9 protein-coding genes and 1 pseudogene are annotated in these 11,063 nt (G+C 59.5%); 5 read left to right on the top strand and 5 right to left on the bottom strand.

The annotated features are described in order from the left end of the window. Positions 1–256 (bottom strand): annotated as a pseudogene (locus AC0L2O_RS35600) (aspartate aminotransferase family protein); the annotation flags it as partial. 902 nt (positions 257–1,158) lie between these two features. Between AC0L2O_RS35600 and AC0L2O_RS35595 the strand changes: the two are divergent. From AC0L2O_RS35595 to AC0L2O_RS35580, 4 genes are all read left to right on the top strand, one after another. Continuing rightward, on the top strand, positions 1,159–1,884 hold the full coding sequence (locus AC0L2O_RS35595) for a hypothetical protein (protein WP_473373037.1): 726 nt from the start codon (positions 1,159–1,161) through the stop codon (positions 1,882–1,884). 98 nt (positions 1,885–1,982) lie between these two features. Next, positions 1,983–3,506, top strand: coding sequence for an MmgE/PrpD family protein (locus tag AC0L2O_RS35590; protein ID WP_473373036.1), 1,524 nt, complete (start codon positions 1,983–1,985; stop codon positions 3,504–3,506). Beyond that, entirely contained in the window at positions 3,496–4,551 is a 1,056-nt protein-coding gene (locus AC0L2O_RS35585; RefSeq protein ID WP_473373035.1) for an ABC transporter substrate-binding protein, read from the top strand. The genes AC0L2O_RS35590 and AC0L2O_RS35585 overlap by 11 nt, the downstream gene beginning before the upstream one ends. Next, positions 4,548–5,303 (top strand): SDR family NAD(P)-dependent oxidoreductase, encoded by a 756-nt coding sequence (locus tag AC0L2O_RS35580; protein ID WP_473373034.1) that lies wholly within the window; start codon positions 4,548–4,550, stop codon positions 5,301–5,303. Before AC0L2O_RS35585 ends, AC0L2O_RS35580 begins: the two co-directional genes overlap by 4 nt. Positions 5,304–5,899: 596 nt before the next feature. Here AC0L2O_RS35580 and AC0L2O_RS35575 read toward each other — a convergent pair. From AC0L2O_RS35575 to AC0L2O_RS35560, 4 genes are all read right to left on the bottom strand, one after another. Beyond that, positions 5,900–6,721, bottom strand: coding sequence for an IS701 family transposase (locus AC0L2O_RS35575; RefSeq protein WP_473373038.1), 822 nt, complete (start codon positions 6,719–6,721; stop codon positions 5,900–5,902). A 147-nt stretch (positions 6,722–6,868) separates the two neighbouring features. Beyond that, on the bottom strand, positions 6,869–7,726 hold the full coding sequence (locus AC0L2O_RS35570) for an ABC transporter permease (RefSeq protein WP_473373033.1): 858 nt from the start codon (positions 7,724–7,726) through the stop codon (positions 6,869–6,871). A gap of 1 nt (position 7,727) precedes the next feature. Then, entirely contained in the window at positions 7,728–8,594 is an 867-nt protein-coding gene (locus AC0L2O_RS35565) for an ABC transporter permease (protein ID WP_473373032.1), read from the bottom strand. A gap of 2 nt (positions 8,595–8,596) precedes the next feature. Beyond that, the gene (locus AC0L2O_RS35560) at positions 8,597–9,727 is read right to left on the bottom strand and encodes an ABC transporter ATP-binding protein (RefSeq protein WP_473373031.1); all 1,131 of its coding nucleotides are present in this window, start codon (positions 9,725–9,727) and stop codon (positions 8,597–8,599) included. Between the two features lie 375 nt (positions 9,728–10,102). Here AC0L2O_RS35560 and AC0L2O_RS35555 point away from each other — a divergent pair, with 375 nt between their 5' ends. After that, the gene (locus tag AC0L2O_RS35555) at positions 10,103–10,900 is read left to right on the top strand and encodes a formyltransferase family protein (protein ID WP_473373030.1); all 798 of its coding nucleotides are present in this window, start codon (positions 10,103–10,105) and stop codon (positions 10,898–10,900) included. Positions 10,901–11,063: the final 163 nt, after the last annotated feature.

Genomic DNA, 11,063 nt, shown 5'->3' with positions numbered 1-11,063 from the left:
GGCCCGCCGTGTACTCGCCCATAAAATCGAAATAGCGATGGCCGTCGACGTCGGACACTTCGCAGCCCTTCCCGCAACGGATCGTCAACGGGAACGGCTCATGGAACAACACAGTGCGGGTGTTACCGCCGGGCATGGCCTCGCACGCGGACGCGTGCTGCTTCGCGCTCTTGGGATTGCGCGCCACATAGGCGCCGATGGCACCGCGAAGCGCCTCATCGAGGGCCGAGTAGCTCAGGGTCTCGACAACATTCATCGCTGTTCCTTTTCTGGCCGTCAGGAGCTTTACAATTCTATTCGGCTCAAAAAGCCGAATTCTTCTAATGTAAGTCCTTACAGGGCCGAAATTATGCAGCTAATTGGTTCAAGGCGATGCTTTCATGCGCTCCGGGAAGGACAATATGATTGGATGGTTGCGCGATGATCTGTTGTTTTGTGGCTCACCAACTCTCTTGTGGAGAGAGAAATCGGTCCTTGCCTCTCCTTGCCAATTTCTTCTCGAAAATGCCGGGAGCGGTTGGGGTGTCAAAGGGCGGGTCTGCTGAAGCATCGAAATTCTCAAAATGAGCCACGTCTATCTTGGTATTACCTATCGACCGGGATGCGACTCCGGTGCTGCAGTAGTGCCGGGTATGGCGCTCGAGTGTCAGCAATTCCAGAGACTGAACTAGCGGAACCAATCCAGGCGGATCCTCCAAATTGGAGCAGCTGCGCTTCGTCAGTCGTTTCTGGAAATAACACGTGAGCATAGTGATCCACACTATGCAAATCGATCCTGCCAGCCGAAGGATGGTCGCTCGCTCATTTGTGCAGAGCGGCGCTGCTGTTCCTCAGCATGCAGTCTTAGAACATCTTCTAACGGATACGCATCTTAGCGGTGAGCAGTGCGAAAGACCCTGTCAACGGCCCGATGGCAGAGTGTGAGATGGTGCCAGAGTGTCTTTCTGGCAGACCTGATGTTGGGAGTGGGGGGCCTGCATCCGCCGAACCCATTTGTACGCACTGTGCGGCGGCTCGAAGAGATGCTGCGGCCTGTGTTGGAGAGGCCAGCACGCACATCGCAAACTACGCCCCCCAGAGTAGGTAGTCTCCCGACGCTCCCCGCTCAGCTATTGTGACCTACCGTACGGCACACGCGGACAGGAGACAGGTATAGCGATGAAAGGCTTGGTCAACCCCTTGCACGTCTCACGATTCATTCAGTCGTACGACGAGGCAGCCATTCAAAAGGGCATCAATCTTTCGATAGGATTCGACTTTCATGAGTATGTTTCGATAACAGAAGCTACTCCAACGAAAGGAAAGACGTATCCGATGTTTCAGCCGGACCGCTCGCCGATCAAGGCAGGCGAGGGATACTGGCTGGTGGGTGTAGATAAGAATAATGAGGTCGTTCTTGTTGAGGCGGCGCGGCTATATGACCTCTCGCAGAGCAACCTTGCCGAACATCTCCAATCCCTGAAGTTCTTTTATGCAGACCCAGCCAAACATGCACATCCTCAGGATCGCTGCATCTGCAAGGCACCAAGCGCATGGCGGATCACCGGAAGGGTAGTTTATCACGGAGACATTTGGGTGCGATCAGATTTCAGGGGACAAGGCATAGTAAAAATTATGGCGGGAATAATGGCAGGTGTGTCCCTCGCCATGTGGGCTCCTGACTTTCGGTGCGGACTTGCCGGGCGCTGGTCGATAGATAAACGCGTCTACGATGTACCGCACGCTGAACGTAGTGGGTCAGTCCTGCGGCTTGTAGCGGAGGATATTGTGGACGACGAGTGGCTTTTCTGGACCACCGGTGAGGAGATGAGAAGCTTAATCGATGGTCATGACAGATGGGCATCAGGCGTATCGCCGCCGCTTCGCGCCCAGCATGTTAGCTAACCTGGTCCAGCCCCAGAGGAGCAGCGCTAAAGGGGCTGCGAGCGTGCCGATGCTATCCCCACCAACGAAGCAACCTTGGATCAGCATGGAGACTGCCCTTGATACAGCAGCATCATCTATCGACCGAAATCCCGACTTCTGGACGGGTGAGGGCGATTGGTGTCCTGGATGACGCGTCCCATCCCGGTGCGAAGTCTGTAACGGGAAGCTGTGTGACGGCACAGGTCGCAGACTATGTATCAAGGATCAGGTACGAGGACCTGCCCCCAGACGTCATAGCGTGGGCGAAATGGCTTGTTGCGGACAATGTCGCCTGCGCCATCGCCGGTGGCCAGACGGCCATAGCGGCCAGCTTCCTCGAGTATCAAGAAAGCCATGGGGGCAGGCCTACGGCAGCGGTGCTCGGCCGATCGACGCGTCTGCCTGCTCCGCAGGCGGCCGCCGTCAACGCCTATGCGGCGACACTGCTGAGCTTCGACGATTCCCTGGTCAGATTGGGCCATCCGGGAACGTCGGTGATCCCTGGTGCGATCGCGGTAGCCGAAGAGCTCGATCGGCCTGGCAGCGAACTGCTGGTGGCGATCATCGCAGGTTACGAGATGTCCTTGCGATTGGGGACTGCAATCCGGCCCTCGCTGGAGCGCGCCGCCGCTGTTCTCGGCCTCGCCACATGGCAGATCTATGGTGCGGCCAGCGCGGTCGCGCGCCTTCATCGTCTGTCGCCCGCAGCAACGCGCGATGTCTTCGGCCTCACGGCCCAGCACGCGCCGGTGCCCTTCCTGCGGAAGTTTCACGGCCGCCCGATGCCGTGGCTGAAGAACAATTACAGTTGGGCAACGATGGGCGCGGTCACGGCCGGGTCGCTCGCCGCGCGCGGCTTTGCCGGAAGCCGCGACATCTTCGATGGCGAGACCGGCTTCTGGCGTATGGCGGGATCGGACCAGTATGATAGCGTTGAAATGATTCGAGCGCTGGGCTCCGAGTTCCGACTGATGCAGGTCGGCTGCAAGCCCTACGGCTGCTGTCGCTGGGTGCATCCGGCGCTGGATGTCCTTCGCTCACTGGCGGCCCAACAGCCGATTGAACCGGCAAAAGTTGCTCGCATCGAGGTCGCAACCTTTGGGGAAATCGTGCGCGACTTCGCCGGGAAGTGGCCGGATACAATCATCGAAGCGCAGTTTCATCTTCCCCTGCTGATCGCGCTCGAGCTGTTGGGGCGGTCCTCTGCCGAGGGTCTGGTCGAAAGCGCGCTTGAAGAGCCGCAAGCGCGGGGACTGGCGGCGAAGGTTTCTCTTTCGCTCCTTTCGGGTGCGGACGACGCTTTCTTCGGGCGGTCGCTGCTGCCGTTCAGGTTGAAGGTTATGCTGACCGATGGATCCGTTCGCGAAGGCTATGCAGAGATTCCGGGGGGAGCGCCGGGAGGGCCGCCTTTCGGGCCTGATGAGATCGCGCGCAAGTTCCACGTATTGGTGGAGCCAAGTCTTGGCGGCCATCAGTCGGAGCGGCTCCTCCATGCTGTCTTGGATATCGAGACAACAAGCGCGCGTGAGATTGCCGCGCTGGCACAGCCTAGCCGGCGCGAGAGCAACCGCGCTAAAGAGGGGCGGTCCGATGAACGGTAGTCTGAGGCTTGCGGCAATCGTCGCGGCGCCTCTGATGGTGTTTGGCGCCGGCAGCCAAGCGCAGCAGCGGCCTTTGGTGGTTGTCACGAGCGGCGGGACCTTTGAGCGAGCTCTGGAGCGACACTTCTATCAGCCTTTCACGATGCGAACCGCAATCCGCATCGCGCCAGTCGGCGCAAGCCTCGGGCCGCAGTGGGCGCGCCTCGCGGCCATGCGGCAGGCCCGAAGCACCGAATGGGATGTGGTGACCGCCTTTCCTGAAGATTTGATTAGTCGCTATCAGGAACTGCTCGAGCCGATCGAGTGCGCCCGGATACCCGTCGCAAAGGAGAGCCAACTGCCCAACACCTGCACTCCGCACGGCGTGTTGCGAAGCATTGGAGCGGGGGTGCTGACCTGGAACACGACGCATTTCAAGGGGAAGGAGCCAAAGAATTGGTTTGATTTCTGGGATCTAAAGACCTTTCCAGGTCCGCGAACCCTGCCGAGCACACCCTCAGCCCATCCGTGGTTGCTGATCGTCGCCCTGCTCGCCGACGGTGTTCCACAGAAACAGTTGTTCCCACTGGACGTCGAGCGTGCCCTCCGCAAGCTGGAAGAGATTAAACCACATGTCTCCGTTTGGTGGAGCACGGGCGAGCAGAGCCAGGCTGCGTTGCGCGATGGCGACGCAGTGATGGGCTTGCTTTGGGTCAGCCGCGTCGTGCCATCTATCGCGCAAGGTGTGCCGCTGCGGCTTTCCTATGAGCAGTCGATTCAGAATATTACGTACTGGGGCATCGTGCGCGATACGCCGAACCGCGACGCCGCTTATCGCTTTCTCGAATTCTTTCTGCACAACCCCAAGGAACATGCGGCATTCACTGAGGACGTCGGAGTTGCAACTCCCAGCGCGGCAGTCCGTGAATATCTTAGCGAGGCGCAGTGGGGCTCGATGCCGACCAATCCGGAGAATTGGAGCAAAACCATCGAATTGGACGCGAAGTGGATCGCCGATAATCAAGAGATGATCTCCCGCCGCGTAATGGATCTGCTCAGCAAATGACCGAGGATGCAGGCCGTGCGGTTGCTATCGTGACCGGAGGCAGCAGGGGGATCGGCGCGGCCGCCTCCCGTTTGCTTGCGCAGCGCGGCTGGGCGGTCGCGGTGAACTATGTCGCTGCCGACGACGCGGCCCATGCCCTCGTTGCAGGGATCGTTGCGTCAGGCGGACGGGCGACCGCTATCAAAGCAGACGTCACCGATGCAGGCGCCGTCGTGGAACTGTTCGCTCGCTGCGACGCCGAGCTGGGGAGGCCGCGCGGACTAGTGAACTGCGCGGGCCTCGTAGCCATGCGCGGACGTTACGTCGACGTTCCCGATGCGGTCGTCCGGCGGGTCTTCGACGTCAACCTCTTCGGCGCGATGGCCTGCATCCGCGAAGCAATCCCGCGCATGTCGTTGCAGAGCGGCGGACAGGGGGGCGCCATCGTCAACGTCTCGTCTGGGCTGTCCACAAGCGGCGCTCCCAATGTCGAGATCCACTATGCGGTCTCGAAGGCCGCACTCAACTGCCTGACCCTCGGTCTATCCCAGGAGCTCGCGGGCGAAGGCATCCGCGTCAACACGGTGAGCCCCGGCGCGACCCGCACTGAGATGCCCGATGCCGCCGTGCTCGAAGCTGCCGCAGCCGAGATTCCAATCGGCCGCGTCGCTGAGCCCGAGGAGATCGGAGAGGCGATCGCATGGCTTCTATCCGATCAGGCTAGTTACGTCGCCGGCGCCTATCTGCGCGTCGGCGGAGGCAAGCCGGGCTAAAGAAAGGTCGTTCCCGGTCAGCATTCGCTGTACCAAGGAAGGAGCGCCCCTCTGGCCATCGGAGTAGGAAGAGATGATGAACATGGCAGACCTGTTTGGAACGGCCATGGCGCCGCTTCTGTCGTCCGGTCAAGGCGTTGACTCTACAATGTAGTGGAGTTCGCACGGGAGAGTTCGAACGCACGATAACCCAGCGATTTATCGTCGGTTTCTCCGCAAAGGCGGCGTCGCGCGGTCCTCCCTTGGGATAGAAGCAGCAATAGGCGCATGGTATTACGAAGCCGGAGACCGGCGCCGCCAAACGCGTCATCAGGCGCTGCCACTATGTCAAAGCTTTTAAATTACCAGTGCCAGCTCTGAAGGAGGCGTGCAGCATTGGCAGCATGGGAATGTCGAGCAATCTCTCAAGTTAGCGCGAAAGGCTTTCGATGGTCCTTAGCCCTCGCGAACATCGTGCTCCTTCGCGGCACACCTTCATGCCGTTCTTAAGGTGCAGGCCCTCGATCGAGGCCATATGGTTCGAAACGCCGATTTTGCGCATAGCTGGGATAAAGGTCGTTCAGCAATGGACCTACGCTGGCACGACTGAGGCTATCTTAACTTGGCCGATCTCGACGGCTATGTTCTGGGCATTGCTTCCAATCACATGTTTCGTTCCTGGGACGAGCAGCAGCCTGTCGCCGGCAGCGCCTCCGCGATCGCACAGAGCCTTCCCAAGAAGGCCTGGCGCGCCGTCTGTCCCTCCGCAAGATACCGTTCTCCTCGTGGCGGCGGACAGCCTGTATGGGCGGGCGAGATTGAAACCCTGCTACGGGAGGCGGGCAAAGGGCGGCGATCGCGCGAGCAATCATGCGACGCGTGATCTTGGGCTTCGTCGCAAAGTCCACATCGCTTGGTACATGCGCGGCTTTGAGGCGAGCGGGTTCCTCCGTCCACCCTTTGGCAGACAGAGCGCGCGAAGGCATGGCCATGCCGCGCACATAGGAGGCGAACACTCCGATTTGGCAGTTGGTGATCTTGCCCGCCGAGCCAGTGTAATGGCGTGCGGCCCCGCACGAGGCCTTGCCCTGTTTCAAGAAGCCGATCTCATCAATGACCAGAATCGCGCCCTCATCGCCGAGCGTTTCCAGGGCGTACTCACGCACAATGTCGCGTAACGCGTCGGCATCCCGCAGCGCCCGACCCAGGATCGCCTGCTGGCGCCACGGCCCTGTATCGCTGGCCGCTTCCGCCCGCATCCAGCCCGTCTTGCGCTGTTTGTTGCCAAACAGTCCGTCGAGAAATTGCCCCGCCGAGGCCGCGACCCGCTCCTGCGTAAACACCGGACGGATGCGTTGCTTGGCTTCTCGCAACGACGAAGCCCACAGCGTCAGCGTCCCTTCAGCCGACGCGCCACCAATTATCAGATCCCGAATCATGGTCACCCATGGATTCAGAATCTTCAAGAAAAAGCAAACTGTAATGCTAGATTAATCAACGCGCCTGAAATTGCATCCTGCCGGTCATGCGGTGCCTCTCTGGCGATGTACAATTCGCCGTGGAGGTCTGGTCGGGCTTGTTGCACTCTACATCGAGGTCGTACTGCGTGCGCGCAGCCACTCGACACCGGCCATCAAAACGAGCGACAGGACGACCATGACGGTCGATGCGGCTGCAATGACCGGTGTCAGGTTATAGTCGATGTCCTCGAAAAGCTTGCGCGTGAGCGTCTTGCCTTCGATGCCCGAGATGAAGAAGGCGACGGTCGCTTCGTCGAAAGAGGCGAGGAAGGCGAAGACCGCGCCAGCCGCAACGCCCGGAGCAATATTGGGCATTACGACATGGGTAAAGCTCTGGGCTCGCGAAGCGCCGCAGTTGAGCGCCGCTAGTTCGAGGGCGGGATCCATGCGCTGGAGCGCCGCCGTCGCGGTCAACAGGATATAGGGCACCGACAGCATCGTATGGGCAATGGCAAACCCGACGAAATTGCCGGTGAGGCCGAGGGGCGCGAACACGAGATACAGTGCGACTGCGAGCGCGATATGCGGGACGATGAGCGGGGCGAGTGTCAGCGCATGGATCGCCTGTGCGCCCGGCAGCTTGCCACGCACGATGGCAATTGACGCCAGCATCCCGACGCTGGTTGCCGCCGCTGTCGTAGCCAGTGCGATGCGCAGGCTGAACCATGTTGCGTTCATCCAGTCCCTGTCGCCAAAATAGATCTGGTACCATTTTAGCGTCAGGCCTTTTGGCGGGAATTGGATGTAGGAAGCTTCGCCGAGTGACATCGGTACGACGAGCAGAGTGGGCAGCAGCAGGAAAGCCAAGACCAGAGCAACGAAAAGATTGAGAAGACACCGTCCGAACGGCAGGGACCGTATCCGTTCCATCCTCGTGCGGGCGGAGCCACTGTACGTGGAGAAGGTAGAGGCCGTGAGCGGCATATCAGGAGCCCTTTCCGAAACGCAGGAATCGCTTGAACGCCCCGACGAGCGCGAGCGTGACCGCCAGCAGCAGGCCGGTAAGAGCTCCGGCGAAGGGCCAGTTCAGCATATCGGTCGTCTGCTGGCCAATCAGTGTGGCGATGGTCAGGTTTTGCGGACCGCCCACCAAGGCTGGGGTGATGTAGAGGCCGAGCGAGAGAATGAATACCATGATCGCGCCCGCATAGAGTCCGGGCAAGCTGAGGGGGAGTGTGACGAAAACAAAGCTCCTCCAAGAACTGGCGCCGAGATTGCGCGCAGCGCGATCGAGCTCCGGCGGGATGGACTTTATTGAAGAGAAGGTCGGCAGAATCATGTAGGGTAGGAGCACATGCGTCATCGCTAGGATGACAGCGCCCTCAGTGTAGATCAGCCGGAGGGGCTGGTCGATCAGCCCCCAACTCTTGAGCGCACTGTTGACGATCCCGTGGCGCTGAAGCAGCACGATCCAGGCATAAGAACGCACTAGCACGCTCGTCCAGAGCGGGACCAGAACGCAGGCCCCGACCAGCACGGCGGCGAGTCCCTGCAGACGGGCCATCACGATTGCGACCGGATAGCCGAGCATGACGGCAGAGATCGTGACGACCGCGGCGGTCCGGACCGTTCGCAGAAGGATGCGTAAAAAGATCGGCTCCTGCGCGATCCTAAGATAGTGTTCGGCTGTGGCCCCCGGCGCGAAGACGCTGCCCAGAAGCAGTTTGCCGATGGGCAGGAGGAAAGCGAAACCGAGCAGCAAAACAAGCGGCAAAGCGAAACCGATCGACAGGCCACGCGAAAGCTGCCCGGCGTGCGATTTGTCGGACGAGGTATTGGCCGAGAATTCCATGCTCAGACCTCGCGCGGAAACAGGCGGACGGCTGTCGCATCGATTGTGAAATGAATCCGGCCGCGCCTCGGCTCATTGTAGGCGCGAGAGTCAGACGGTACCAGAATTTGAAGCTGCGTTCCGTCATCGGTTCGCACAATCAGCTTGCGCTGCGAGCCGAGGAAGACGGACGTCTCGATTTCGCCGGAAATCGAGCCCGCAGAGGTCTCCGTAACAGCGATGCTTTCGGGACGCGCGGCGATCCGAATTGGCTGCCCCGTAACAAGCGCTGTGCCGGGCGCGAGCTGCGAGCGCGGGATTCCGACGATGTCGCCAGCGACAAGGATATACAGTCGAGCTCCCTCGATTGCCTGCACGTAGCCGTTCAGGAAGTTCATTTTGCCTATGAAGTCGGCGACGAAGCAGCTGTTGGGGGCATGGTAGAGCGCTGTTGGGCTTCCGACCTGCTGGATTTTACCTTTGTCCATCAGGGCAATTCGATCGGACATCGTCAGCGCCTCTTCCTGGTCATGAGTCACGTAGATGATCGTGATCCCGAGCCTCTCATGCAGCTTCTTGATCTCGATCTGCACTTCCTCGCGCAGCTTCTTGTCGAGCGCGCCGAGCGGTTCGTCCATCAGCAACACCGGTGGCTCAACCACCAGCGCGCGCGCCACCGCGACGCGCTGCTGCTGACCGCCGGAGAGCTGGCCTGGCATCCGGGCATCATAGTGTTGCAAGCGTACGAGCGCGAGCGCGCGCTCGACGCGGGGGGCGATCTCTTTTTTGAGCACGCCGCGCATTCTGAGTGGAAAGGCGACGTTCTGGGCGACGGTCATGTGCGGAAAAAGGGCGTAGCGCTGGAACACCATACCGATAGCGCGCTGATTGGGCGCGACGTGCGTGATGTCTCGCCCGGCCACGGCGATGGAACCAGACGTTGGCGTTTCGAATCCGGCCATCATCATCAACAATGTGGTCTTGCCCGAACCTGATGGGCCTAGAAGCGAGAGGAACTCGCCAGCCCGAACCTCCAAGTTGATCCCATCAACGGCAACGACCGAACCGAATCGCTTGGTGATGCCGCGAAACGTGATCGTCCCGCTGCTGATGGGCACTTGGCTGGAGACTCGGGAGTACACGCTGTTCAACATCTACCTGACGATCTTGAGTGATGCCGGACAGCACTTGGAACCGTGACAGACTGAGTCCAGCAGGCTAGGTCTGCGTTTTTGTCGTTTGGTGTATCATTCATAATAGGATTTCACGCTCGCCAGCAACCGCACGGAGCGCAACCGCGCTCGCTGGGACAATGTGTTCAGCGAACGGGTGTGGTGCAGCGTTGCCCTGCGATCGAGGCTTTTCAAGCTGCTAGAAATGGTAGTTTATGGTCTCGTCGGATGATGCGAACTAAGTTGATCATACGGTGTGCAAGCTTCCCGAAGAGGAGGAAGTTTGTGATGCATCTTACGACGTCGGCCGGCGTGCTGACTAGCGGGATTGCCCGATCATCGCTGTTGAGGTCCGGAATGTCCATTATAGATAAGGGGGTGGTATTTGTTGGCACCAGGGGACTCGCAACCCGTTGCATTTTGTTTATCATCGAAACCTGCGGAAAAGGTGCAGTCTCGGCAATTCTCGGTGCAAACCGAAACGAGAAAACGTGGTGGAGCGACGAAACCGCCGAAGAGCTTTGGGAAGTCGCAGACCGATATGGAATACCCTATTTCGAGTCAATCGACGACATTTCCTGCCACGGAAGCTTTCTTGTTAGCGTGATTTGGCCCAAGATCTTCTCCGCTCATACGCTTGCGCGCTTTGATCGAGGAGGAATTAATCTCCATCCGGCTCCATTACCCCAATATCGCGGTAGTTTTACGCGGACGCATGCCATACTCAATAACGACAAGAGCTTCGGAGTGACCGTTCATTACCTTTCTGAGCTGGCTGATAGGGGCGATATTATCGGTGAGTTACAGTTCCCCGTGTTGCCCTTAGAGACTGCTCTCTCTCTAGAAACCAGAGCCCTACACTATGCATACGCGCTTTTCTGTGAGGTGTGGCTGCGCCTATTAGATGGATCCGTTACTCGTCAATCTCAGGCCGCGCAGATAGCTGAGGGCACGCGCGAGCCGCGCTTCTACTCCAAGCGCATGATGTCCGAGCTCTTGGATTCGGCGGACGTTCCTCGCAGCGCCGAACAACTCAACCAGCTTTACCGTGCCTTGTTGCTTCCTCCACGCATCACGCCACCCAAGTGGCTCGTTGAACGGGTTCAGGCAAATGGACGGCTGGGCATTCGTTCCGGTATCGATTCCGAGGCTTAGGTTGGAGCGCGACGAGAAGATCTGGTGGTTCCGGGCTCGCCCTGTTACCACGACGCTTCGCCAAGGACGATCTCGCCTCAATTGTGCAAAGCTTGCGCTTTGCGGACAAGCGACAGTGAGTTTGTTAGGCAGCGTTCTCTATACCGCGCCGGCCTTCTGCGCA

Source organism: Bradyrhizobium sp. Kon10, from assembly GCF_055807395.1.
The sequence above is the reverse complement of the archived record's forward strand: the minus strand, read 5'-3'. Positions and strand labels throughout refer to the sequence as shown.